Genomic DNA, 23,517 nt, shown 5'->3' with positions numbered 1-23,517 from the left:
TCGTCCCGCGATCCGCCGCCCAGGGACCGGCGGCTCCCCCTCTGGTCCTCCCCCGCCCCCTCCCGCCACGCTGCCGGCGCTGCTCGCCCACCGGGCCGCCGCGCACGGGGACCGTACGGCGATCGTCAACGGCCCGGCGCGGCTGGGGTTCGCCGACTGGCGGGACCGCAGCGGCGCTCTGGCCGCCGCCCTGCGCGCGGCCGGGCTCGCCGCCGGGGACCGGGTCGGGCTGTGCTTCGGCACGGACCGGTGGACGGAGTACGCGGTGGCGTTCCTCGCCGTGCTGCGGGCCGGCGGCGTCGCCGTCCCGCTCTCCGACCGGATGGCACCCGCCGGACTGGGGCACGCCCTGACGGACTCGGGGGCCCGCCTCCTCGTGCACGCGGGCCCCGGACTGCCGGCCGGCACGCCGCCGGGCCTGCGGGTGCTCACCGAGGAGGACGCGGCCGGGCATCCCGTCGCCCCGGGGTTCCCCGAGCCCGACCCGGCGGCCCCCGCCCAGATCCTGTACACCTCCGGCACCACCGGAATGCCCAAGGGCGTGGTGGCCACGCACACGAACCTGGCGCACGGCTGCACGCGCGACGAGCGGCGCCGGCCGCTCCGCCACTCCCGTACCTTCCTGCACGCGTTCCCCGTGGGCAGCAACGCGGGCCAGACCATGCTCGTCAACGCGCTCAACGCGCACGCGAGCTGTGTCACCGCGCCGCAGTTCACCCCGGCGCGGTTCCTCCGGGCCATCGCCGAGCACGGCGTGGGCAGCGTGTTCGTGGTCCCCGCCATGGCGATCGAACTCCTCGGCTCACCGGCCCTGGCGACCGCCGCCGGGAGCGGCGCCCTCGACACCGTCCGCCTCGTCGGCTCGACGGCGGCGGCCCTGCCGCAGCAGGTGGCGCTCGGACTCGGCAGGGCGTTCGCCCCGGCCCAGGTCGTCAACTACTACACGTCCACGGAGGCCGCCCCCGCCCAGGTCACGCTGCTCTTCGACGCGGACCGGCCGGAGTCGCCCGGCCGGCCGGCGTCGCTGGCCGACCTGCGTGTCACCGACGCGGCCGGTCGCCCGCTGCCGCCCGGCGAGCCCGGGGAGCTGTGGCTCCGCTCCCCCGGGGCCCCTCGCGCCTACCTGGGGGACGGCGACGACGGGGTGTTCCGTGACGGCTGGACCCGGATGGGCGATCTCGGCCGGGTCGACGAGGACGGTTTCCTGCACCTCCTCGACCGTGAGCGGGACGTCGTCAAGTCCGGTGCCCACAAGGTCTCGACGCTCCAGGTCGAGAACGCGCTGCACGCCCATCCGGACGTCGTGGACGCCGCCGCGGTCGGCGTCCCGCACCCCGTCCTGGGGAGCGTGGTGGCCGCCGCCGTCGTCCCGCGCGGCACGGACCCGGTGGGCAGCGGCGGGGACCGCGACGGTCTGACCGCGACCGCCCTGCGGGCCTTCCTCCTGGACCTGCTGTCCGCCCACGAGCTCCCCGCCACCGTCCTGTTCCTCGACTCGCTCCCCCGCAACGAGGGCGGCAAGGTCCTCAAGCGGGAGCTGCGCCGGATCCTCACCCACGACCCCCGCGAGGCCACCCCATGACCCAGCTCAGCCCGGCCCAGCACGGCATCTGGCTCACCGAGCGCACGCGCGACACCGGCGGCGCCTACCACCTGGCCGTCACCCTCGACCTCGCCGGCCCGCTCGACACCGACGCCCTCGACCGCGCCTGCCGGACGGTGACGGCGCACCACCCGGCGCTCACGAGCCGGCCGGGGCCGGACGGCTCCGTCCAGCGCTGCGAGGTCCCGGCCCCCCGTCGCGCCGACTGCGCGCCCGAGGAGCTGGACGCCGCCCTGGCCCGGGAACGCGCTGCGCCCTTCGACGCCGACGCCGGTCCCCTCTGCCGCTTCACCCTGTTCCGTACGGGCCCGGAGTGCCACGTCCTCCTGGTCGCCGCCCATCACCTCGTCCTCGACGGCGAGTCGAAGGACCGGCTGGTCGCCGACCTCGCCGCCGCCTACCGCGGCGAGCCCCTGCCGCCCGCCGCCGAGGCGCCGGCGGGCCCGCCCGCGCCGGAGGTGCTGGCCGCCGCCCGCGCGTACTGGGAGGAGCGCGGGTACGGGCCGGGCGCGCCCGTCCTGCCCGGTCTCGTGCCGCCCGCGGACGGCGGCCTGGTGGCCGCGCCGGGCGCCGAGGTGCCGTTCCTGCTGGACGCCGGGCGCTGCGCCGCGCTCGCTGAGGCCGCCGGGAAGCTCGGCGTGACCCGCTTCGAACTCCTCCTCTCCGCCTGGCACGCGCTCCTCGTCCGGTACGGGGATCCCGCCCCCTCCACGGCGATCGAGCTGTCCCTGCGGACGCCCGGCGCGCCGGTGGGCGTCGGCCTCGCCGTCAACGAACTGCCCCTGCGCGTCGGCCCCGTCGAAGACCGGGATCCGGTCCGTCTGCCGTTCGAGGACTGGGTGCGCGCGGTGCGGGGGGAGCTGCGGGCGCTGTACCCGCACCGGGCCGTCCCGCTCGGTCAGGCGGTCCGCGGCCTGGCCCCGCGTACGGCGCTCACCCCGCTGTCGGTCAGCTACCGGCGCCGGCCCGCCGCGCCCGCTCCGGACTTCGGGGCCGTGGCCGCCGGGGTGCGCTGGATCGGCTTCCCCGGCGCCGTCCGCAACCTCCTCCACCTCCAGCTCGTGGACGGCGGGGACGAGATCCACGGCAGCGCGCAGTTCCGCACCGCGCCGCCCTTCGGGCACGCGCCCGGGCAGGACGACGGCACGGCCGGGGCGGTCCCCGGCACGGACGGCCCGGCCGCCGACGGCGGCGGATGTCTCACTACCGGCACCGTCCGCCGGATCGTCGGCCACTGGACGCGGCTCCTCGACGCGGCCCTCGCCGATCCCACGACCCCGCTCGGGGAACTGCCGCTGCTCGACGGGGACGAGCTGCGCGATCAGCTCGCCGCGCCCGCCCCGCGCCCGGAACTCGCCGCGCGCACCGTCCCCGCGCTGCTGGCCGCCCGGGCGGCGGAACGCCCCGACGCGGTCGCCGTCGTCGCGGACGGCGAGCGGATCACGTACGCCGAGCTGACCCGCCGGGTGGCGCACGCCGCGGCGGCGCTCGCCCGGCACGGCGCCGGACCGGGGACCCTCGTCGGCATCGGGCTGCCGCGTGGCCTCGACCAGCTCGTCGCCGTCCTCGGCACGCTGGCCGCCGGGGCCGCCCACCTGCCGCTGGATCCCGGCTACCCGGCGGAGCGGCTGGCCTTCGTCCGGGAGGACGCCGGCCTCGCCCTGCGCGTCACCCTCGCCCCGGAGGGTGCCGGCGACCTCAGCCCGGCGGACCTCGCCCCGGGCGCGGGCGCCGCCGTGCCGTCCCTGCCGCTGCCCGACCCCTCCCTCCCCGCGTACGTGCTGTACACCTCGGGCTCCACCGGCCTGCCCAAGGGCGTGGAGGTGCCGCACTCCGCCCTCGCCAACGTCCTGGGCGGCCTCGCCGAGGACCTGGGGTCCCGCCCGGAGGACCGCTGGCTGGGGCTGACCTCGCTGTCGTTCGACATCTCCGCCGTCGAACTGCTGCTGCCCCTGACCACGGGCGGCCGGGTCGTCCTCGTCCCCGAGGGCGCCCACCGCGACGGGCCCGCGCTGCTCGGCCTGATCCGGCGTGAGGGCGTCACCCACGTGCAGGCGACGCCGAGCGGCTGGCGGCTGCTGCTCGACGCCGGGCTCGACGACAGCTGCCCCGTCCCGACCGCGCTCACCGGGGGCGAGGCCCTGCCCGCGTCCCTCGCCGCCCGGCTGACGGCCGCGACCACGCGGCTGGTCAACGTCTACGGCCCCACCGAGACCACCATCTGGTCCACGCTCGCCGAACCCGCTCTCACCGCCGGGGGAGCCGTCTCCCTCGGCTCCCCGCTCGCCAACACCCGGGTCCACGTGCTCGGTCCCGACGCGAGGCCGGTGCCGTACGGCATCGCGGGCGAGCTGTACCTGGGCGGCGCGGGGGTCGCGCACGGCTACCGGGGGCGGCCGGGGCTCACCGCCACCCGCTTCCTGCCCGACCCGTACGGACCTCCCGGCAGCCGCATGTACCGCACCGGCGACCTGGTCCGGCGCGGTGCCGACGGGGTCCTGGAGTTCCTCGGCCGCTCGGACAGCCAGGTGAAGCTGCGGGGCCACCGGATCGAACTGGGCGAGATCGAGGCCCGGCTGGCCCGGCACCCCGCGGTCGCCCAGGCGGCGGCTGTCCTGCACGGCCCGGAAGGAGACCGCCGCCTCACCGCCTACGTCGTCCCGTCCGGCGCGGCCCCGCAACCCGACGCGCTGCGTGCCTTCCTCGCCGGTTCCCTCCCGGCGGCCGTGCTCCCGGGGGCGTACGTCGTCCTGGACGCCTTCCCGCTGACGCCCAACGGCAAGCTGGACCGCGCCGCGCTGCCGGAGCCGGAGGCCGTCCGCCCCGAGCCGGCCGCCGCTCCGCCGGCGGACGAGGCGCCGGATCCGGTCGGCGCCGCCGTGCTGGCCATCTGGCGCGAGGTCCTGGAACTCGACGACCTCACCCCGGACGAGGACCTGTTCGACCTGGGCGGCCACTCGCTGACCATCACGGCCATCGCCGCCCGGATCCACGAGCGCCTCGGCGCCGTCGTCCCGCTGGACGTCTTCTTCGACACACCCACCGCACGCGACGTCGCCGCCGTCGTCCGTACCCTGCGCGAGGAGCAGTCATGAGCAACGAGACCCGCTACGCCGTCGTCGTCAACGACGAGGAGCAGCACGCCGTCTGGCCGGAGGGCGCCCCGCTGCCCGAGGGCTGGCGGCCCGAGGGCTTCGCCGGCACCGAGGAGGAGTGCGTCGCCCACGTCGACCGCGTCTGGTCCGACATCCGCCCGCTCAGCCTGCGCCGCCGGCTGGCCGCCGAGCGCTCCGACGGCCGGACGGAGGCCCGATGAGCGCGCCGGAGCGGGCCCTGCCGTCCGACACGCGGGCGTCCGGCACACTGCCGTCGGAAGCGCCGCCGTCGCGCGCGCTGCCGTCGGACGAGAGCGCGTCGGCGGAGCGGGCGGCGGGCGAGTGGCCGTCGGACACCCCGCCGGACACCGTCCTCTCCCACGCCGCGCAGGCCCTGCGTCCGCAGGTGGCCGCGCTCGTGTCGCGGTCCACCGACGGGACGGTCGGCGTACGGGAGCTGCTCGACTCCACCGAACCGCTCGCCGCCCTCGGCGTCAGCTCGCTCTCCCTGCTGCGCCTGGTCGACGCCGTGGAGGAGACGTACGGCGTCTTCGTCGACCTCGGTGACCGGACCCTGCACACCGAGGGCCTGCGCGGCCTCACCGAGCGCCTGGTCCGGCTCGGGGCGGAGGCCACGCCGTGAGCCCCACCGCCACCGGCGCCGCCCCGGAGCGGCAGGCGCCGCCGGGGGACGGCCCGGTCCCCGACGAGGTCCTGGACGTCCCCTTCGCCGGCGGGCGGTCGGGCGACGCGCCCCTCACGTGGGGCCAGCGCGCCCTCTGGCACGCGATCGGCCGGACCGCGCCCAACGACCACTACTTCAACCTCGGCAGGGTCCTGCCCCTCGCCGACCGGGGCGCCCCGGTGGACACCGCCCGCCTCCGCACGGCGCTCGCCGCCCTGCTGGTACGGCACGAGGCGCTGCGCACACGGGTGGCGGTCGAGGGCGGCGAGCCGGCGCAGCGGCTCCACGGGGAGGGACGGGCCGCGCTCCTCGTGCGGGACGAGCCCGACCCGGACCGGGCCGGGGAGACGGCCGCCGCGCTGCTGGCGGAGCTGTCCGGGCACCGGTTCGACTACGCGGAGGAGTGGCCGGTGCGGCTGGGCGCGGTGCGCAGCGGCGGGCGGATCACCCACGCGGTGCTCGCGCTGTGCCACCTGGCCGCCGACGGGCACGCCGCGGAGGTCCTCGTACGGGACCTGCGGCTGCTGGTGCGGCGCGGGGCCGCGGGGCCGGTCTGTCCGGAGACGCCGCTGGACCTCGCCCGGCACCAGCGCGGTCCGGCCGGGCGCCGGGCGAGCGAGGCGGCGCTGGCGCATTGGGAGCGCGGGCTGGCGCAGGTGCCGCCGACGATGTTCGCGGAGCGGGTGGCGGAGCCGCTGCGGCCGCGCTTCTGGACGGGTCGGCTGGTCTCGGCGGCGCTGCCGCGTGCCGTGGACGCGGTGGCGGTCGCCCACGGGGTGAGCGGTTCCACGGTGCTGCTGACCGCCGCCGCGGCGCTGGTCGCGGCCGGCCAGGGGCACCGCGCCGCCGCGGTGATGCCGATCGCGGGCAACCGGGCGGCGGAGCGGCGGAGGACCCTGGTCAGCACGCTGTCGCAGGACGCGCTGTTCGTGCTGGAGCTGCCGGACGATCCTGACGGCGAGGCGGTCTTCACGGATCTGCTGGCCGGGGCGTGGCCCGCCGCGCTGGCCGGGTACCGGGCCGCCGCCTACGATCCGGTCGGCTGGGACGCCCTGCTGGAGCGCGCGGCCCGCGACCGGGGCGCCGAGGTGCACCCGTACTGCTGCTTCAACGACATGCGTCTGGTGGACCGGGCAGCGGCCACCGGCCCGGCGCCGACGGCCGCGGAGCTGGCGGAGTCGCGGCGGCGCACCGTCCTCGACTTCCCGGCGACGCAGGAGCGGGTGGCCTGCCGCTACTGCCTGCACCTGACCGGCGACGCCGCCGCGCTGACCGTCACCCTCACCGCCGACACGGCCTATCTGCCGCCGGAGGCGATCCACGCCCATCTGCGGGGCATCGAGGAGGTCGTGGTCGCGTCCGCGGCCGGCAGCCCGCCGCCGCTCTCCCGGCTGTCCGGGCTCCTCGCGGGACCGGAGGCCCGCCGGTGAGCGGCGGGCGAGTGCCCCGGCCGCTCGCCCACGCCGACACGACGTCCTGCGCGCAGGGCGGGCGGATGCGGTTCCACGTGGCGGCGGGCGACGGGGGCCGGTTCCGGGGCCGGGTGGTCGTCACGGACGTGGTGGCGGAGCGGGTCGTGGCGGAGGCCGACGTCACGGGGCCGGGCTGGACGCTCGACGTGCCGGAGGCGTGGCCGAGTTCGCTGTACCGCGCGTCGTTCCACGACGCCCGTCCGGAGACGCCCGCGCCGGAGCGGGACGCCGAGCACGAGGTGTGGTTCGCCGTACGGTCCGCGCGGCCGGGTGCCGCCTCCTCCGTACTCGTCTCCATCCCCTTTCCGACGTGGCGGGCGTACCACCGGGCGGGCGAGCCCGGCCGGAGCATCTACTACGCGGAGCAGCCCACCCGGGCCGCACGGGTGTCCCTCGCCGCGCCGGGCGGCGGGCCGCCGCCGGAGCGGTGGGAGGAGCCGCTGCTGCGCTGGCTGCACCGGACCGGGCGCCCCGTCGAGTACTGCTCCGGCTTCGACCTGCACGACGGGCCGGGTCTCCTCGCGCCCTACCGGCTCCTGGTCGTGAACGGGCACGACGAGTACTGGACGGCGGAGATGCGGGACTCCGTCGAGGGGTTCGTGCGGCGCGGCGGGAACCTCGCCGTCTTCGCCGGCAACACCGCCTGGTGGCAGATCCGGCTGGAGGACGGGGGCCGCACGATGGTCTGCCACCGCGACGCCGCCGCCGATCCCGTCGCCGCCATGGATCCGGCGCGGGCGACCGTCGAGTGGTCGAGCTCCCCGGTCGACCGGCCGGAGAACACCATGACCGGCGTCAGCTTCCGGCAGGGTGCGGGGGCGTGGGGTGACGGGATGGCGCTGATCGGCCGCGAGGCGTACACGGTCCGCTTCGCCGGCCACTGGGTCTTCGAGGGTACCGGGCTGCGCGACGGGGACGCCTTCGCGCGCGGGGCGCTGGGGTACGAGACGGACGCGGCGGAGCTGGACTGGTCGGCCGGCGTGCCGCGGGCCACCGGCCGTGACGGGACGCCCCGGTCGTTCGCCGTGCTCGCCACCGCCGACCTGCGGCACTGGCGGACGTACGGGCAGGGCGGCTGGGCGACCATGGGCGTCTTCCGCGCCGGGGCGGGCACCGTCTTCAACGCCGCCACCATCAACTGGGGCCGCGCGCTGCACGATCCGGCGGTCGACCGTGTCACGCGCAACGTCCTCGACCGGCTCTCCGGTGTCGTCCCGGCCCCGCGCTGGCACACCGTCGGCCCGGCGCCCCGGCTGCGGGCGCTCGCCGTGTGCGAGGGGCTGCTCTTCGCCGTGTCCGAGGACGGCCGGACGCTGCTCCACCGCGAGCCGTCGGAGCAGAACCTCCCCTGGACGCCGTGCCCGCCCGCCGACGGCTCCCCGACGCCCGAACTGCGCTGCCTGACCGCGCCGCGCGAGGCCTCCCACCCGATGCCGCTGGCGCTGCTGGCGGTCACCGGGGACGACCGGCTGGTGCACCGGGCGCCGGTGCCGGGGCCCGCGCCGTGGCTCCCGGCGGGGCGCGTTCCGGCGGGGACGACGGCCCTGGCGATGTGCGACAACAGCCTGTTCGCGGTGACCCCGCACGACGACACCCTCCACGCGCGCCCGGCCGGCGACTTCGGCGCCCCGTGGCGACGGCTGGGCCCGGCGGGCAAGGCCTCGGCGCTGACGGTCCTCGGGGCCCGGCTCCACGCGGTGACTCCCGACGGCCTCCTCACCCGCGCGCCCGTCCTCACCGAGGCGCCCTTCGCACCCGCCGCGCCGCCGGTGTCCTTCCCGCCGTCCCGGGCCCTCGCCGCGTACGCGGGGCGCCTGCTGGCGGCGACGGAGGACGACCGGCTGATCAGCCACCCGGGGGTGTGAGGACCGCCGGGCGGGGCCTCGGTCGCGGTGGCAGGCGCCGGAGGCCCCGGCCCCGGGCGGCACGGCGGGTGGGCCCGGTCCGGTCAGTTCCGGGCGTTGAGCCCGGCGACGATCGAGGCCGGGGTGTGGCCGCTGCTGTCGGAGAGGCGGTGGAAGTCGACGGCCACGAAGTTCGGGTCGCGCCCGCCGGCGGCCGGGCGGCACCGCTGGTCGATCCGGTCGCGGAGCTTGGCGCCGTTGTCGAGGGCGGCGTTGATGACCGTGGGTACGTTGCGGTGGTGGCTCATGGTGAACAGGCGCCGGAAGCCGGGCTCCTTGCGGTCCAGTGGCACGTCGGCCCAGCGGGTGACGCAGGAGACGTCGTTCCCGAGGTCGCCGAGGCTCCAGTAGTTGCTGACGGTCCAGGCCTTGTCGTGCATGACGCCGAGGTGTTCGCGGTCGCCCTCGTCGCTGAAGATCAGCAGGCGCTTCCCGGAGGCGATGAGGTCAGTCATCCGCGGCCACCCCTGCCCGCGCACGTTCCACGCGTCGGGCCGGAAGAGCATCTGGTCGAGGCCGCGCACCCGGCCGAGCGAGTTCCCCAGCTGCTGGGCGCTGACGTAGTCCTCCAGGAAGACGCTCACGACCTCGGTGGGGTTCGCGGCGAGGAAGTCGACGACGGTCTGCATGCTGCCGTGGAAGGACTGCCGGGGCAGCGCGTACGTGACCCCGGCGAAGGTCTTGCACTCGCCGTGGCAGAGGTAGACGTCGCTCGGGTAGCAGTCGCTGCCGAAACTGATGACGCACAGCCACCGGCTCTTCTGATACCAGTGGGTGTCCAGGCTCAGTCCGCGCACCCCGTTGTCGAGCTGATGGCGGATCGACTCGGACTGGGCGACCGAGGTCCAGCGCGCGTCCTCGTAGTTGGTGAAGGCGTTGTGGGTGGCGAGGAAGCTCACCTCGTCGAGCCGCTTGTCGCCCCACCGCGCCCGGGCCTGTGTCGCGGCGGCGGTGGCGCCTGCCTGGCCCGCGCCGGCCGGGACGGCGGCGGCCGTCGCGGCGCGGGCGGGTGCGGGCGGCGGGGCGGCACTCGCCACGGTCGGGGTCGCCAGGAGGCTCAGCAGGAGCAGCAGAAGGGCGGCGAGGTACCGGGCGCTTCCCCCGCGTCCCGCACCGGACCTCCGCAGGCTTGACATGTCCACGTTTAACATGCGCGGAAGAATAGCCGCTCTTCGGGAGATTGCCCCCTGCCCGACGGGCTCGGGCCGGACGCGACCGCCACCGACCCCACCCCCCGGGCGCACCACCTCTCCGATCCGGGGCACTGCGGACACCCGGGAACCCGTGAGGCACACCAGCTCGACCACTCCACCCACCTGCTCTTACCTCAGGTAACATGCAAGGCCCGTACGCCGCCCCACCCCCGCCGCCGGAGGCGCGCCATGCCCGTTCCCACCCCGCCCGCCCGCCTGCTCGGCGGTCTCCTGATCGGTGCCGGTGTCGCCCACTTCGCCGTTCCGCGGCCGTTCGACGCGACCGTCCCCCGGAGCCTGCCCGGCGCGCCCCGGACCTGGACCCACCTCAGCGGACTCGCGGAGATCGCCGTCGGCGCCGCGATCGCCCACCCGCGGACCCGTAGCGCGGGAGCCCTGGCCGCGGCGGGGCTGTTCACCGCCGTCTTCCCCGCCAACGTCAAGATGGCCTACGACTGGCGTCACCGGCCCGCCCCGCTCAAGGCGGCGGCGCTGGCCCGCCTGCCCCTCCAGGTGCCCCTGGTCGTCTGGGCGCTCCGCACGCACCGGTCCGCGCGGTCCGGCGGCTGACGGACGGCGACGCAGCGGGCGACCGGCCTCCGGGCGGCCGCCCCCCGGGCGGGTGCCATCCCGCCCGCGTCGCGGAACCGGCAGGCGGCGCTAGGCTGAGACCACGCCCCCGTGGAGGCCGGGGCCCGGCGCCCGAAGCATCGCGCGCGGCGCGCGTCCACGCACGCCCCCGTCCCGCCCCGACGTCCACCCGCTCTCCGGGAGGACCCTTGAACACCTCGACGCCGCCCCGGTTCGACCCCCAGCGCGTCCCCCATCTCCTCGGCTCGTTCGCGCCGGTGACGGAGGAGGTCGACGTCGTCGACCTGGACGTGACGGGTGAGATACCCGCCGGTCTCGACGGGCTCTACGTGCGCAACGGCCCCAACCCTCGCTTCACCCCGATCGGCTCCTACCTGTACCCCATCGACGGGGACGGGATGCTGCACGGCGTATGGCTCTCCGAAGGGCGGGCGCGCTACCGCAACCGCTTCGTGCGCACGGCCGCCATGAAGGCCGAGGAGCGGGTCGGCCACGCCCTGTGGGGCGGGGTCGAGTCCTTCGTCCTCCCGGGCGCCGACCAGGTCGGTCCCGAGCTCGCCGACGACTTCAAGGACATGCCCGACATCCACGTCGTCGGCCACGCGGGACGGCTCCTGGCCCTGGCCGAGTCGGCCTGCCCCTACCGCGTGGACGAGGAGCTCGGCACCGTCGGCCGCGAGACCTTCGACGGCGCCCTTCCCGCCGGCATCACCGCCCATCCGAAGATCGACCCGCTGACCGGCGAGATGGTCGTGTTCTGCTACGCCCTGGAGCCGCCGTACCTCACCTGGTCGGTCATCGACCGACACGGCACGGTCACCCGCAAGCCCACGCCGGTCGAGAGCGTGGACGAGCCCATGATGATCCACGACATGGCGCTCACCGAGCGCTACGTCGTCCTGACGCTGGCGCCCGTCTTCTTCGACCTCGAAGCGGCGATGGCCGGCGGCTCGTTCCTGGCGTGGCGCCCGGAGCGCGGCACGCGGGTGGCGCTCATCCCCCGGGACGGCGGTCCCGTCGTATGGGCGACCGACGACCCGTTCTGGCTCTGGCACACCGTCAACGCCTACGACGACCCGTCCGACGGCGGGAGCGTCGTCCTCGACTACGTCCAGTGGAGCCGACTGTCGATCGCCCCCGGGCACGAGGGCGAGGGACCTCCGCGGTGCGCGCTCGTCCGCGCCCGCGTCGACCCGGCCGCCGGCAGCGTCACCCGTACGGAACTGGACGACTCGCGCGTCGAACTGCCGCGCGTCGACGACCGGCTGATCGGCCGCCGGCACCGGTACCTGGCCGTCACCGCCGAGACCGGGCGCACGGACCTGCTGGCCGGCGAGTACGACGCCCTGCGCTGGTACGACACGGAGCGGGGGACCTCCCTCGTGTGGCCCGCCGGCGACCTGTCGGTGGGCGAGCCGGTGTACGCGCCCGCCCCGGGCGACGACTCCGACGAGCACGGCCACTGGCTGACCTTCGCCACCGACCGCACCGACGGCACGAGCTGGCTCCTGGTCCTCCCGGGCGAGGACCCCGCCTCCGGCCCCGTCGCCCGCGCCCGTGTCCCCGTCAGGGTCCCCCTCGGCCTCCACGGCTCCTGGCTCCCGTCCTCGCCCGGCGAGTGACCGGGATCCCCGTGCGCCGGACCGCCCGTAGCCTCCCGGGTCAGCGGCCTGGCGGCCGGGTATTCGACGGGGACGGCCGATCAGGGCGCTGACGCATCCGCGGAGGAGCCGTCGGCGTAAGGCTGTGTACGTACGCGCCGACAAGCCTGCCGCAGGGGGGACAGCGATGACACTGACACCGGACTGCGAGCTGGGGGTCCACATCTCCTGCCGCACGGCGACGGTCGTCGTCCACGGCATCGTCATCGTCCGGGGCGGTCACTGCGACTGCACCTGCCATCAGCAGGGGCGGCGGGCGCCCGAGGAAAGCGGGCCGACACCGCACCCCGTCCGTCGCCGGTAGAGCGCGGCGCTCCGCCTCGCCGGTCTCCCGCTACCGGCGTCCGCGGTGGACGCCGGGGGACCACCGGCCCCGCGCGACGTGGTCATCCAGGGGCGGTTCGGGCGGAGCGCGGTCCGCCCGGGACCTCGTGGGCTACGCGGCGGGGGCGAGTTCCGCGCGGCCGAACAGGAGGGGCCATCCGGTGGGGAGTCGGTGGAGGACGCGCCCTGTCAGGTCGGCCCCGGAGTGGGCGGCGACGGCGGCGAAGACCGAGCCGGTGTCCCAGCGGGTCACGGCCAGGGAGGACCCGGAGCGGGCGGCGAGGTCCTTGACGAAGTCCCATCCGGTCATCGGGTGGGGGTCGGGGATCTGCGCGGTGAGCACGCGCGCGGCTTCCAGGGGCAGACAACGGGCCAGGTCGACGCGTTCCTCGCCGGTCAGCTGACGCCCGAGCCCCGCGAGGACCAGGCGGACGGCCTCGTCGGCGCGCTCGCGGGTGGGGTAGGCGCCCTCGTGACGGACTCTCTCCAGCATCTGCTCGTACGCCGTCGTGTACGGCTGCTGGTGCTCGATCGGTACGCGCACGTCGGAGGTCACTGCGGTCGGTGCCTTTCACGTTCCCGTGGGTGCCGGGTGCGGCACCCCGGTGTCGGTCGGACGGACTGGGGGCGGCCGGACAGGAGGTCGTGGCCGACGGGGAGTCGGAGCGGGATCCGCGCCGTCAGCTCCTCGCCGGCCGGATCGGCGACGGTCGCGCGGTCATCGGCCGCCGCCCCTTCTGCTCGTCGGGCTGTGGGCGGGGCGGGGAGGCTCACCGACCTCCGTCCGCCCCGGCCCTGCCGACGTCAGCCGGAGATCTCCTTGCGGCCGGAGCCGGAGCCGATGGAGATCTTGCGGGGCTTGGAGCGCTCGGCGATCGGGATGCGCAGGGTGAGCACCCCGGCGTCGTAGTCGGCCTGGATGCGCTCGGTGTCGAGGGTGTCGGCGAGCACGATCTGCCGGGAGAAGGCGCCCAGCGGCCGCTCGGACAGTTCGACCTTCACACCGTCGGCCTTCGCCACCGGCCGCCGCTCGGCCTTGACGGTCAGCATGTTCCGCTCGACGTCGATGTCGATCGCGTCCGCGGTCACGCCGGGGATGTCGAAGGCCACCACGAAGTCGTCGCCCTCGCGGTAGGCGTCCATCGGCATCACCGACGGCTTCGACCAGGTGCCCGGGCCCATCAGCTGCTGCGCCACGCGGTCCAGCTCACGGAAGGGGTCAGTGCGCATCAACATCGTGAGAACACCTCCAGGGGTCAGAGCAGTTGCTGCCAATGCGCTGCACGGCAACCGTTGTAACATGTCATCCGATGGATGACAAACATGCCGTCATCGACTCGATGACCTCTGGAGGGAGGCGCCCGTGACCGCAGGAGACGGACCACCCACGCCCGGTGGCGACGCCCTGGGACCGGCGTCCTTCCTCGCCGCCTCGGCGGCCCTGGCCGCCGTGGACGCCGCGCTGCGCGAAGCCCGGCGCGAGGCCCCCGACACCACCGGGCCCGGGCCCGAGCAGGCACTGGCCTCGCTGATGCTGCTGCGCGAGGTGCGCGAGCAGCTCGCCGGATGGGAGACCGGGCTGATCGAGGCGGCCCGCGTCGCGGGCGCCAGCTGGGCCGACCTCGCCGCCCCTCTCGGCGTCGCCAGCCGCCAGGCGGCCGAGCGCCGCTATCTGCGCGGCCGGCCCGGCACCGGCAGCACCGGTGAGCAGCGCGTGACGGCCACCCGACAGGCCAGGGCCGCCGAGCGCGCCACCGCCGCCTGGGCCCGTGCCAACGCCGCCGACCTACGGCGTCTCGCGGGCCGGCTCACCGCGCTCGCGCGCCTCGGGCCCGAGGCGCGCTCGGCGCAGACCGCTCTGCACGCCGCCCTCGGTGCCGCCGACGCCGCCGAGCTCCTCGCCCCCCTGGCCCTCATGCGACCCCACCTCGACGCCCGCCACACCGGCCTCGCCGCATCGCTCGACGCCCTCGACGGCAGACGAGCGACGGCAGTCGCGGAGGACGCCTGACGACTCCCCGCGCGCCGCGCACGCGGTCGCGGTCAGGGCGCGCCCGGCCCCGGCGGGGCGGACGAAGCCCCCCTCATCCGACTTCCCTTCCCTCATGATCCGTACGTGACGTTCCCACAGAAAGAGATCCGCATGGGCAGCAGTGTCGAGACGCTGGAGTTCCAGGCCGAAACCCGCCAGTTGCTCCGGCTGGTGATTCACTCGATCTACTCGAACAAGGACATCTTCCTGCGCGAGCTGATCTCGAACGCCTCTGACGCCCTAGACAAGTTGCGGCTGGAATCGCTCACGGACTCCGGTCTTTCCGAGATCGACCCCGCCGAGCTGCGCATCTGGCTGGAGATCGACAAGGACGCCCGGACCCTCACCGTCCGCGACAACGGGATCGGCATGACCCGGGACGAGCTCGTGGAGGTGATCGGCACCATCGCCAAGTCGGGCACCGCCGGCCTCCTGGAGAAGATCAAGGAGTCCAAGGACGCCGGGTCCGCCGAGACGCTGATCGGGCAGTTCGGCGTCGGCTTCTACTCGGCGTTCATGGTCGCCGACCAGGTCACCCTCCTCACCCGGCGGGCCGGGACCGACTCCGGCACCCGGTGGGAGTCCGACGGCGAGGGCACCTACCGGCTCCAGCCCGTCGACGGCCTGCCGGTGGGCACCTCGGTGATCCTGCACCTCAAGCCCGCCGACAGCGAGGACGGGCTCGCCGACTACCTCTCCGAACCGAGGATCCGCCAGATCGTCAAGCAGTACTCGGACTTCATCCGCTGGCCGATCCTGATGGCCACCGAGGAGACCGACACCGAGGGCGGCCTCGCGCGCGACCACGCCACGCTCAACTCGATGAAGGCGCTGTGGGCCCGGCCGCGCAGCGAGGTGACCGAGGACGAGTACCGCGAGTTCTACCAGCAGATCAGCCACGACTGGCTGCCGCCGGCCGAGACGATCCACATGCGCGCCGAGGGCACCTTCGAGTACGAGGCGCTGCTGTTCGTCCCCTCGCAGGCGCCCTTCGACCTGTTCTCCCGGGAGACCAGGCCCGGAGTGCAGCTGTACGTCAAGCGGGTGTTCATCATGGACGACTGCGAAGCGCTCATGCCCGACTACCTGCGCTTCGTCAAGGGTGTCGTCGACGCCCACGACCTGTCGCTGAACGTCTCGCGTGAGATCCTCCAGCACGACCGGCAGATCCGGGGCGTGCGCCGCCGCCTGGTGAAGAAGGTCCTCGGCGCCCTCAAGGACATGCGGGCCAAGGACGCCGAGCGCTACGCCACGGTGTGGGCCCAGTTCGGCCGCGCCCTGAAGGAGGGCCTGGTCGAGGACGCCGACAACACCGAAACGCTGCTCGAACTGGTGCAGGCCGCCTCCACGCACGACCCGCAGAAGGCCACCTCGCTGCGCGAGTACGTCGAGCGCATGAAGGACGGCCAGGACACGATCTACTACCTGACCGGCGAGACGCGCGCGACCGTGGAGAACTCGCCGCACATGGAGGCCTTCGCCGCCAAGGGGTACGAGGTGCTGATCCTCACCGACCCCGTCGACGAGGTGTGGGTGGACCGGGTCCCGGCCTACGACGGCCATCGCCTGCAGTCCGTCGCCAAGGGCATGGTGGACCTCGACGAACCGGCCGAGGGGGACGAGGAGGCCGAGTCCGAGAAGGCGCGGCGCGAGCAGGACTTCGCCGCCCTGCTGGCCTGGCTGACCACCGCACTCTCCGAGCAGGTGAAGCAGGTCCGCCTGTCGTCACGCCTGACGACCTCGGCCGCGTGCATCGTCGGCGACGCCCACGACGTGACGCCCACCCTGGAGAAGATGTACCGGGCGATGGGACAGCAGATCCCCCCGGTGAAGCGCATCCTGGAACTCAATCCCGCGCACCCGCTCATCACCGCCCTGCGCAAGGCTCACGAAGCGGGAGCCGACGACCCGGCACTGGCGGGTACGGCCGAGTTGATCTACGGCAGCGCGCTGCTCTCCGAAGGCGGCGACCTGCCCGACCCGGCCCGCTTCACCCGACTGCTCACCGAGCGACTGGCCCGCACCCTCTAACCACGGGACGGAGAGGACGCGACGGCGGAAGCGGGAAGGCACGGCACCGGAGCCGCGCCTTCCCGCGCGGACCCGCCGGCACCTGTCGAGGCCGCCCCTCCCCCACGGACCGACCGGGTGTCCGGGACGCCGATGCCACGACCCGCGTCGGCTCCGCCCCCACAGCCGGGACGGCGGGCCCTCGGCGCACTCAGGCTCCTCCAGGGCCGCTCCCCGGGAGGCCCGGCCGGGTCGCGCCGCCGCTTCGGGGCGGTACGGGACCCCCGGCCGCCCGGCGACGGGCGAGCGACTCGGCGGCGGCCTGCCGCGGGTGGCGGCGGCGCCAGTAGGGGTTGTCGTGCGGGAGCGAGCCGGACACCCGCCCGTACATCCCGAAGGTCAGGATCAGCAGGCCCATGACGAAGCTGAACATGACGTTGGACATGCCGAAGTCCAGGAAGTTCGCCGGCCTGTCGAGGACGAACAGGTGATAGAAGCCGCTGATCAGGAACGATCCGCCCACCACCATGTTCACGCCGGAGGCGATGTTTCCGCCGACCAGGGCCCCGGCCAGCAGGGCGACGCCCACCACCACCGAGATCAGGCTCAGGGTGTTGTTCGTGGTCATCCCGGCGATGCGTTCGCCGGACGTGCCGAACCAGCTGAGCGCGTCCGCGAAGCCCAGGCCTCCGAACACGAGCAGGATGCACCCGCACAGCGCCGCGCCCACGCGATACACGGTGGCCAGACGGTGATCCACAGGAAGTTCGTCCTTCAGGCGCACAGCCACTCCCTTCGTCGCCCCCACGCTCGGACCCGGCGCTCGGACCCGAGCGGCGCGCCCCCTCGCGGATTTTCCCTGCATTTCGGACAGGGTGCGGCTCGCGGATGCGGGTCCCCGCGATCCCGGCGGTCGGGTGGCCGTCCGCGTCCGCTCCGCTCGGCCGACGTGCCGTCCCCGGACGGCACGCCCGCCGGGACGGCACACGTCCCGGGCGCGCGGACGAACGGACGGAGCCGAGCAGGTGCCGCGCGGACGGCTGTGAGGCGACCGGTCCGGGCGGTGGAGCCGGGTCAGGCGGATCGCGCCCCCGGAGCAGCCGCCCCCTCCTGCTCGACGGGAGGGGTCCGTGGGCGCTCGGCGACGAACGTGTGGGTGATGCCCGTCTGCCAGCCGGGCTGCGGCAGACAGCGCACGCGGGCGAAGCCGGCTCGTCGCACGCGGTCGGTGAAGGTTCCCGCCGAGTCGAACTCCAGCACGCTGCGGTAGAGGTGCCGGTAGAGCTCGGCGTCACCGTTGAGGCGGGACCAGGGGCGCACGAAGCCGTTGACGACGGCCTTCCAGACGAGCCGGTCGGCCGGCCGGCCGGCGAGGCTGTACTCGTGGACGGAGAGTCGGCCGCCGGGCCGGAGAAGCCGGTGGACGGCATGCAGCACGGCGTCGGGGTCGGCGACGTTGCGCAGCAGGTACGCCGCGAAGACGGCGTCGTACGGGCCTCTCTCCTCGACGTCCGCCATGCGCTCGACCGGGGCGTGGACGAAGGACACGTTCTCCGGCCAGGTCTTCGCCCGGGCGCGCGCGAGCATGCCGGCCGAGGCGTCGACCCCGACCACGGTGGCCAGGGGCGCGGCACGCAGCAGCGCTTCCGTGGACGTACCCGTGCCGCACCCCAGGTCCAGCACGGTCAGCCCGGCTCCTCGCCCCGGCAGGCCCAGGCGGCGGGCGGACCGGCGGAGGTGGGCCGCGTAGCCCGGGCTGAAGGACGTCATGAGGTCGTAGGACGACGACGCGTGGTCGAACGCGGCGGCGAGCTCTCCGTCACGCAGCATGGCCATGGGAATCCCCTCGCTCGAGCGCCCAGCCTGCCGGACCCGGGGCGCTGAGGTCACGGGGCGCGCCGTGAGCATCCGCTCCGCCGTCCCCCGGAGCGGTCGAGGCCGTACGGCGTGCCGCGCGCGGGCCTGAGGAAGCGGAACAGGTCCAGGTGGCCCAAGCCCTGCTGCACCGCTGCATCCGCGGGGCAGTGAGGTAACGAAGTCCCGACGCACCGCACTGCCAGACGCCCGGCAGCAAGGGAATCCACATGCAGACGCTCGAGCCGCCCACGGTCGACCGCGACGTCACCGCCGCCCTGGACCTCGTCCTCCACGACCTGTTCCGACAACGCCTCGACGAGGCCCTGGCCATCGAGGGGACCTTCGCCGCGGACATCGCCCGGCGCGTGGCCGACTTCACCACCGGTGGTCACCGCCGCAGGGCCCGGCTGCTGTGGTGGGCCATGCGCGCGGTCGGCGGGGAGGGCGACGAGGCCGCCGCGACGCTGCGCGCGGCGGCGGCCGTGGAGCTCGTCCAGACGTGCGCGCTGATCCACGACGACGTCATGGACGATTCGGGGACGCGCCGGGGTGAGCCCGCCGTCCATGTGGCGCTCGACCGCCAGTACGGGACGGAGGGGCGCGCCCGCCCTGTGGCGGGCTTCGGCAGGTCGGCCGCCGTGCTCGCCGGAGACCTGGCCCTGGCCTGGGCGGACGACGTGTTCGCGGAGGCGCTTCTGAGGACCCCGCACTCGGCGGGGCTCGGCGCGCAGTGGCGGGCCATGCGGACCGAGATGGTCGCGGGGCAGTATCTGGACCTGCACGCGCAGGTGACCGGCGCGGGCTCGCGCGGGCTCGCCCTGCGGACCGCGGTCCTGAAGACGGCGTGCTACTCGGCGGTGCATCCGCTGCTCCTGGGAGCGCGGCTCGCGGGGGCGGGGGACGGGGTCCTCCGGGAGCTTCGCCGGGCCGGACTGTGCGCCGGGATCGCCCTCCAGCTGGAGAACGACCTGCAAGGGGTCTTCGGCGATCCGGCACGTACCGGCAAACCGGCCGGCGAGGACCTGCGCGAGGGCAAGGCGACCTACCTCATGGCCGTGGGAAGGGCGCTGTGCGTGCGCCGCGGCGACACCGCGGGGCTCCGGCTCCTGGACACGGTCGTCGGTTCCCCCACCGCCACGGACGCCGACCGGCGGCGCGTACGGGACCTGCTCGACGGGCAAGGAGCCCGTGCGCACGTCACCGCGCGGGTGGACGGCCTGTGTACGCGGGCCGTCGACGCCCTGCGGCGGGCGGATCCGGTGCCCGGGCCGGGCGAGCGGCTGGAGCGGCTCCTCCTGGACGCCTGCGGCCGGACGCCGGCGGAGGTCGCCCCGGGTCCGCGTACCGGCGCGGGCGAAGTCGGCCTGAGGGAGCCGGCGCCCCGGTCCTCTGCCGCGATGACGGGAGGGGTGCGATGAAGAGGGTTCCGGGGAGGACGGACCACGTCGTCGTGGTGGGCGCGGGATTCGCCGGTCTGTCGGCGGCGCTCCATCTGCTCGGCGCGGGACGGAAGGTGACCGTCGTCGAGCGCGACGCCGGGCCGGGCGGGCGGGCCGGGCGGCTGGACCTCGACGGATTCCGGGTGGACACGGGGCCGACCGTCCTCACGATGCCCGCCCTCCTCGACGAGGCGTTCGCGGCCGTCGGGGACTCGCTGCGCGAGCGGGTGGAGCTCGTGCCGCTCCACCCGGCGTACCGGGCGCTGTTCCGGGACGGCAGCTCTGTCGACGTCCACACCGAGGCCGAGGCGATGGTGGCCGAGGTGGAGCGCTTCGCCGGGGCCCGGGAGGCCGACGGCTATCTCAGGCTGCGCTCCTGGCTGGGCCGGCTGTACGCCGTGCAGGAGCACCGGTTCATCGGCACGAACTTCGACTCGCCGGCGCAGCTGCTCCACCCGGACATGGCCCGGCTCGCGGCGCTGGGCGGACTCGGACGCCTGGACCGCGCGATCGGATCCTTCCTGAAGGACGAGCGCCTGCGTCGGGTCTTCTCGTTCCAGGCCCTGTACGCGGGTGTGCCGCCGTCGCGGGCGATGGCGGCCTACGCGGTGATCGCGTACATGGACACCGTGGCGGGCGTGTACTTCCCCCGCGGCGGGATGCACGCCGTACCGGTGGCGATGGCCGACGCGGCCCGACGGGCCGGTGCCGACCTCCGGTTCGGGGAGCGGGTCGAGGCGTTCGAACGGTCGGGGTCCCGGGTGACCGGGGTGCTGACGGAGCACGGGCGGATCCCGTGCGACGCGGTGGTGCTGACCACCGAGCTGCCCCACGCCTACCGGCTCCTGGGCCGCGCGCCGCGGCGGGCGCTGCGGACCCGGCACTCCCCCAGTGCCGTGATCCTGCACGCGGGGACGGACCGCACCTGGCCCGTCCTCGCCCATCACACCATCTCCTTCGGCGGGGCCTGGGCCCGTACGTTCGAGGAGCTCACCCGTTCCGGGGAGCTGATGACGGATCCCTCGCTCCTCGTCACCCGGCCCACGGCCACGGACCCCTCGCTGGCGCCGCCCGGCCGGCACCTCCACTACGTCCTGGCGCCGTGCCCGAACACCGACATCGGTCCGGGGCCCCTGCACTGGGGCGAGCTCGGCCCCGCGTACCGGGAGTCCCTGGTCCGTGAACTGGAACGGCGCGGACTGGACGGATTCGGCGACGCGATCGACGCCGAGTGCCTGGTGACCCCCGCCGACTGGGCGGCCATGGGCCACAGCGCGGGCACTCCCTTCTCGGTCGCCCACACCTTCGCCCAGACGGGGCCGTTCCGGCCGCGCAACCTCGTGCGGGGCACGGAGAACGTGGTCCTCGCGGGCTGCGGGACCACGCCGGGCGTCGGCGTGCCGCCCGTGCTCATCTCGGGGAGGCTGGCCGCCCACCGCATCACGGGAGCGACACCCGGGGTCCGGCGGCACGCGGTGCCCGTCGTCACGGGCGGAAGGCGGGAGGCGTCGTGACCAACCGCGAACTGGACGCGGCCGGGGCGTTCGACCCCGTGCTGCGGGCGGCCTACGCCGAGTGCCGCCGGCTGAACGCACGCCACGGAAGGACGTACTTCCTCGCCACGCGGCTGCTGCCGCTCGACCGCAGGAGCGCGGTCCATGCGCTGTACGGTTTCGCCCGTCGCGCGGACGACATCGTGGACGAGAACGGCTCCGCCTCGGCGGAGGAGCGCGCGGCCGCGCTGGACGTCCTGGAGGCCGAGTGGCGCCGGGCGCTGCGCGGCCGGGCGGTGACGGACCCCACCGTGACCGCGGCGGCGCACACGCGTGCGCGCCTCGGGATCCCCGCTCGGCACTTCGACGACTTCCTCGCCTCGATGCGCAGCGACCTGTTCGTGAAGGAGTACCCGACCTACGCCGATCTGCGCGCGTACATGCACGGGTCGGCCGCGGTGATCGGGCTGCAGATGGTGCCGGTGCTCGGAACCGTCGTGCCGAGGGAGGAGGCCGAACCCTACGCGGCCGCGCTGGGGGTCGCCTTCCAGCTGACGAACTTCCTCCGCGACGTGGGAGAGGACCTGGACCGGGGCCGGGTGTACCTGCCGGCCGACCTGCTGGCGGCGTCCGGGGTGGACGGGGAGCTGTTGCGGTGGAGCAGACGGACCGGATGCCACGACCGCCGGATCACCGACGCGCTGCGGGCGGCGGCGTCGCTCACCCGTGACGTCTACCGGGACGCGGAGCCGGGGATCGATCTGCTGGATCCGGTGTCCGCCCCGTGCGTGCGCACGGCCTTCGTCCTGTACCAGGACATCCTCGCGGTGATCGAGAGGGAGGGGTATCCGGTGGTGCACCGGCGGGCCGTGGTCGGCGCGCGCCGACGGGCGTCGATCGCCCTGCCGGGCCTCACGAGGGCCTGGGTCGCGCGGGCCGGATGGCGGACGGGTTCCGCCGCGGCGGGAGGCGGGCCCGGGCGCGCCGTGTCGGGGGCGCGCGGTCCTGGGGGCCGAGAGGGCGCGGACGTACGGGAGAGGAGCTGAGGTGACGGAACGACACGGAGCGGGCGACCGCCGTCGCGTGCCGCTGAGCCTTCGGCGCGGCGCGGTGCGCTGGGAGAGCCAGCGGGCCACGTGGCGGCAGGCGCGTCCTGCGGCGATCGCCGCGGGTCTGAAGCGGGCGGCGGCCCGGCCCTCGGGCAACTGGTACGTCGTGGGGGCGAGCGAGGACATCCGGGCGGATCGTCCGGCGGGCCGGAGCGTGGCGGGCACCGAGGTGGTCCTCTGGCGCGACGCCGGCGGCGAGGTGCGCGCGGGCTCCGGGGTCTGCCCGCACCTCGGCGCCCCTCTGAAGGACGGCGTGGTCCGGTGCGGGACCCTGATCTGCCGCTGGCACGGCCTGGCGCTGGACGGTTCTCCGTTCGCGGGCTGGGAACCGTGGCCGGCGCACGACGACGGCGTCCTCGTGTGGGTGCGGCTGGACCGTGCGGGGGGCGAGGAGCCGACGGCGCGCCCGGTGGTGCCGCCCCGGCCGCCGGGCGGGGCGGCGGTCGCCGCCGTCTACACCGGCGTCGGCGGCTGCGAGCCGGAGGACGTCGTCGCCAACCGGCTCGACCCCTGGCACGGCTCCTGGCTCCACCCGTACTCCTTCGTCGACCTGGAGGTGCTCTCGGCTCCGGCGGACGAGGTCTCCGACGCCGAGGACGCCCTCGTCGTGCGGGTGTCGTTCAAGGTGGTGGGCCGCGCCGTGGTGCCGGTGACGGCCGTCTTCACGGCGCCGGAACCCCGCACTGTCACCATGCGGATCACGGAGGGCGAGGGATCCGGTTCCGTGGTCGAGACGCACGCCACGCCGCTGACCCCCGCCGGGGCCGGGCGTCCGCGCACGGCCGTGGTCGAGGCCGTCGTGGCGACGTCCGACCGTCCGCACTTCGGCGCGGTCAGGGCCCTGGCACCCCTGCTGCGGCCCGCGATGCGGTCCGCGGCGGGGCGGCTGTGGCGCGACGACCTGGCGTACGCGGAGCGCCGCTGGCGGCTCAGGAGCACGGGCCGGTTCCCCGGCTAGGACTTGTCCGGACGATCATGTGACTACTCCGTGTCCGGGTCGTTGATGTGGACATGGGGCGGGGTGATCTGAGTGATGCCGAGTGGGAACT

At 75.2% G+C, this 23,517-nt stretch carries 20 protein-coding genes; 15 read left to right on the top strand and 5 right to left on the bottom strand.

The window, feature by feature from the left end:
* Nucleotides 1-10: 10 nt before the first annotated feature.
* From ACF1BN_RS21170 to ACF1BN_RS21145, 6 genes are all read left to right on the top strand, one after another.
* Nucleotides 11-1,582: an AMP-binding protein gene (locus ACF1BN_RS21170; protein WP_392333293.1), complete on the top strand. Its 1,572-nt coding sequence runs from the start codon at nucleotides 11-13 to the stop codon at nucleotides 1,580-1,582.
* Nucleotides 1,579-4,698, top strand: coding sequence for an amino acid adenylation domain-containing protein (locus ACF1BN_RS21165; protein WP_392333116.1), 3,120 nt, complete (start codon nucleotides 1,579-1,581; stop codon nucleotides 4,696-4,698). Before ACF1BN_RS21170 ends, ACF1BN_RS21165 begins: the two co-directional genes overlap by 4 nt.
* The gene (locus ACF1BN_RS21160) at nucleotides 4,695-4,919 is read left to right on the top strand and encodes an MbtH family protein (RefSeq protein WP_376599195.1); all 225 of its coding nucleotides are present in this window, start codon (nucleotides 4,695-4,697) and stop codon (nucleotides 4,917-4,919) included. Before ACF1BN_RS21165 ends, ACF1BN_RS21160 begins: the two co-directional genes overlap by 4 nt.
* On the top strand, nucleotides 4,916-5,341 hold the full coding sequence (locus ACF1BN_RS21155) for a phosphopantetheine-binding protein (protein WP_392333115.1): 426 nt from the start codon (nucleotides 4,916-4,918) through the stop codon (nucleotides 5,339-5,341). The genes ACF1BN_RS21160 and ACF1BN_RS21155 overlap by 4 nt, the downstream gene beginning before the upstream one ends.
* A gap of 71 nt (nucleotides 5,342-5,412) precedes the next feature.
* Nucleotides 5,413-6,813, top strand: a complete 1,401-nt coding sequence (locus ACF1BN_RS21150) for a condensation domain-containing protein (protein WP_392333292.1) — start codon at nucleotides 5,413-5,415, stop codon at nucleotides 6,811-6,813.
* A 65-nt stretch (nucleotides 6,814-6,878) separates the two neighbouring features.
* On the top strand, nucleotides 6,879-8,720 hold the full coding sequence (locus tag ACF1BN_RS21145) for a N,N-dimethylformamidase beta subunit family domain-containing protein (protein WP_392333291.1): 1,842 nt from the start codon (nucleotides 6,879-6,881) through the stop codon (nucleotides 8,718-8,720).
* Nucleotides 8,721-8,803: 83 nt separating this feature from the next.
* On the opposite strand, the gene ACF1BN_RS21140 is transcribed toward ACF1BN_RS21145, so the two are convergent.
* A complete protein-coding gene (locus ACF1BN_RS21140) occupies nucleotides 8,804-9,910 on the bottom strand; it encodes a PI-PLC domain-containing protein (RefSeq protein WP_392333114.1) in 1,107 nt (368 codons plus the stop codon).
* A 231-nt stretch (nucleotides 9,911-10,141) separates the two neighbouring features.
* Between ACF1BN_RS21140 and ACF1BN_RS21135 the strand changes: the two genes are divergently transcribed.
* From ACF1BN_RS21135 to ACF1BN_RS21125, 3 genes are all read left to right on the top strand, one after another.
* Nucleotides 10,142-10,522: a hypothetical protein gene (locus tag ACF1BN_RS21135; RefSeq protein ID WP_392333113.1), complete on the top strand. Its 381-nt coding sequence runs from the start codon at nucleotides 10,142-10,144 to the stop codon at nucleotides 10,520-10,522.
* Between the two features lie 209 nt (nucleotides 10,523-10,731).
* Complete coding sequence (locus ACF1BN_RS21130; RefSeq protein WP_392333112.1) at nucleotides 10,732-12,165, top strand: carotenoid oxygenase family protein; 1,434 nt, start codon at nucleotides 10,732-10,734, stop codon at nucleotides 12,163-12,165.
* A 166-nt stretch (nucleotides 12,166-12,331) separates the two neighbouring features.
* Nucleotides 12,332-12,508, top strand: a complete 177-nt coding sequence (locus tag ACF1BN_RS21125) for a hypothetical protein (RefSeq protein WP_392333111.1) — start codon at nucleotides 12,332-12,334, stop codon at nucleotides 12,506-12,508.
* Between the two features lie 132 nt (nucleotides 12,509-12,640).
* Here the strand turns inward: ACF1BN_RS21125 and ACF1BN_RS21120 are convergent, their stop codons facing one another.
* Together ACF1BN_RS21120 and ACF1BN_RS21115 are read right to left on the bottom strand one after the other, a co-directional pair.
* Nucleotides 12,641-13,084, bottom strand: coding sequence for a DUF2267 domain-containing protein (locus tag ACF1BN_RS21120; RefSeq protein ID WP_392333110.1), 444 nt, complete (start codon nucleotides 13,082-13,084; stop codon nucleotides 12,641-12,643).
* 248 nt (nucleotides 13,085-13,332) lie between these two features.
* Complete coding sequence (locus ACF1BN_RS21115; RefSeq protein ID WP_392333109.1) at nucleotides 13,333-13,764, bottom strand: Hsp20/alpha crystallin family protein; 432 nt, start codon at nucleotides 13,762-13,764, stop codon at nucleotides 13,333-13,335.
* A 127-nt stretch (nucleotides 13,765-13,891) separates the two neighbouring features.
* Between ACF1BN_RS21115 and ACF1BN_RS21110 the strand changes: the two genes are divergently transcribed.
* Nucleotides 13,892-14,539 carry a type III effector protein gene (locus ACF1BN_RS21110; protein ID WP_392333108.1) on the top strand — a complete coding sequence of 216 codons (648 nt, stop codon included), beginning with the start codon at nucleotides 13,892-13,894 and terminating at the stop codon, nucleotides 14,537-14,539.
* Between the two features lie 132 nt (nucleotides 14,540-14,671).
* Entirely contained in the window at nucleotides 14,672-16,591 is a 1,920-nt protein-coding gene (gene htpG, locus ACF1BN_RS21105) for a molecular chaperone HtpG (RefSeq protein WP_392333107.1), read from the top strand.
* Between the two features lie 190 nt (nucleotides 16,592-16,781).
* Here htpG and ACF1BN_RS21100 read toward each other — a convergent pair whose 3' ends face one another.
* On the bottom strand, nucleotides 16,782-17,354 hold the full coding sequence (locus ACF1BN_RS21100; RefSeq protein ID WP_392333106.1) for a DUF4383 domain-containing protein: 573 nt from the start codon (nucleotides 17,352-17,354) through the stop codon (nucleotides 16,782-16,784).
* Nucleotides 17,355-17,644: 290 nt separating this feature from the next.
* A complete protein-coding gene (locus ACF1BN_RS21095; RefSeq protein ID WP_392333105.1) occupies nucleotides 17,645-18,406 on the bottom strand; it encodes a class I SAM-dependent methyltransferase in 762 nt (253 codons plus the stop codon).
* A gap of 248 nt (nucleotides 18,407-18,654) precedes the next feature.
* On the opposite strand from ACF1BN_RS21095, the gene ACF1BN_RS21090 reads away from it, so the two are divergent.
* Genes ACF1BN_RS21090 through ACF1BN_RS21075 form a run of 4 tightly spaced genes read left to right on the top strand, consistent with a single transcriptional unit; the run spans nucleotide 18,655 to nucleotide 23,426 of the window.
* Nucleotides 18,655-19,845: a polyprenyl synthetase family protein gene (locus ACF1BN_RS21090; RefSeq protein ID WP_392333104.1), complete on the top strand. Its 1,191-nt coding sequence runs from the start codon at nucleotides 18,655-18,657 to the stop codon at nucleotides 19,843-19,845.
* Nucleotides 19,842-21,380: a phytoene desaturase family protein gene (gene crtI / locus ACF1BN_RS21085; RefSeq protein WP_392333103.1), complete on the top strand. Its 1,539-nt coding sequence runs from the start codon at nucleotides 19,842-19,844 to the stop codon at nucleotides 21,378-21,380. Before ACF1BN_RS21090 ends, crtI begins: the two co-directional genes overlap by 4 nt.
* Nucleotides 21,377-22,405 carry a phytoene/squalene synthase family protein gene (locus ACF1BN_RS21080; protein ID WP_392333102.1) on the top strand — a complete coding sequence of 343 codons (1,029 nt, stop codon included), beginning with the start codon at nucleotides 21,377-21,379 and terminating at the stop codon, nucleotides 22,403-22,405. Before crtI ends, ACF1BN_RS21080 begins: the two co-directional genes overlap by 4 nt.
* Before the next feature lies 1 nt (nucleotide 22,406).
* Nucleotides 22,407-23,426 (top strand): DUF5914 domain-containing protein, encoded by a 1,020-nt coding sequence (locus ACF1BN_RS21075; RefSeq protein WP_392333101.1) that lies wholly within the window; start codon nucleotides 22,407-22,409, stop codon nucleotides 23,424-23,426.
* Nucleotides 23,427-23,517 lie beyond the last annotated feature (91 nt).

It is taken from the genome of Streptomyces sp. NPDC014861, from assembly GCF_043081625.1.
Lineage (GTDB): Bacteria > Actinomycetota > Actinomycetes > Streptomycetales > Streptomycetaceae > Streptomyces.
The sequence above is the reverse complement of the archived record's forward strand: the minus strand, read 5'-3'. Positions and strand labels throughout refer to the sequence as shown.

Excerpts from the sequence above, each read along its gene's own strand:
- ACF1BN_RS21165 (WP_392333116.1), top strand. The coding sequence starts at position 1,579 with ATGACCCAGCTCAGCCCGGCCCAGCACGGCATCTGGCTCACCGAGCGC.
- ACF1BN_RS21160 (WP_376599195.1), top strand. The coding sequence starts at position 4,695 with ATGAGCAACGAGACCCGCTACGCCGTCGTCGTCAACGACGAGGAGCAG.
- ACF1BN_RS21155 (WP_392333115.1), top strand. The coding sequence starts at position 4,916 with ATGAGCGCGCCGGAGCGGGCCCTGCCGTCCGACACGCGGGCGTCCGGC.
- ACF1BN_RS21145 (WP_392333291.1), top strand. The coding sequence starts at position 6,879 with ATGCGGTTCCACGTGGCGGCGGGCGACGGGGGCCGGTTCCGGGGCCGG.
- ACF1BN_RS21140 (WP_392333114.1), bottom strand. The coding sequence starts at position 9,910 with ATGTTAAACGTGGACATGTCAAGCCTGCGGAGGTCCGGTGCGGGACGC.
- ACF1BN_RS21135 (WP_392333113.1), top strand. The coding sequence starts at position 10,142 with ATGCCCGTTCCCACCCCGCCCGCCCGCCTGCTCGGCGGTCTCCTGATC.
- ACF1BN_RS21125 (WP_392333111.1), top strand. The coding sequence starts at position 12,332 with ATGACACTGACACCGGACTGCGAGCTGGGGGTCCACATCTCCTGCCGC.
- ACF1BN_RS21115 (WP_392333109.1), bottom strand. The coding sequence starts at position 13,764 with ATGTTGATGCGCACTGACCCCTTCCGTGAGCTGGACCGCGTGGCGCAG.
- htpG (WP_392333107.1), top strand. The coding sequence starts at position 14,672 with ATGGGCAGCAGTGTCGAGACGCTGGAGTTCCAGGCCGAAACCCGCCAG.
- ACF1BN_RS21095 (WP_392333105.1), bottom strand. The coding sequence starts at position 18,406 with ATGGCCATGCTGCGTGACGGAGAGCTCGCCGCCGCGTTCGACCACGCG.
- ACF1BN_RS21090 (WP_392333104.1), top strand. The coding sequence starts at position 18,655 with ATGCAGACGCTCGAGCCGCCCACGGTCGACCGCGACGTCACCGCCGCC.
- crtI (WP_392333103.1), top strand. The coding sequence starts at position 19,842 with ATGAAGAGGGTTCCGGGGAGGACGGACCACGTCGTCGTGGTGGGCGCG.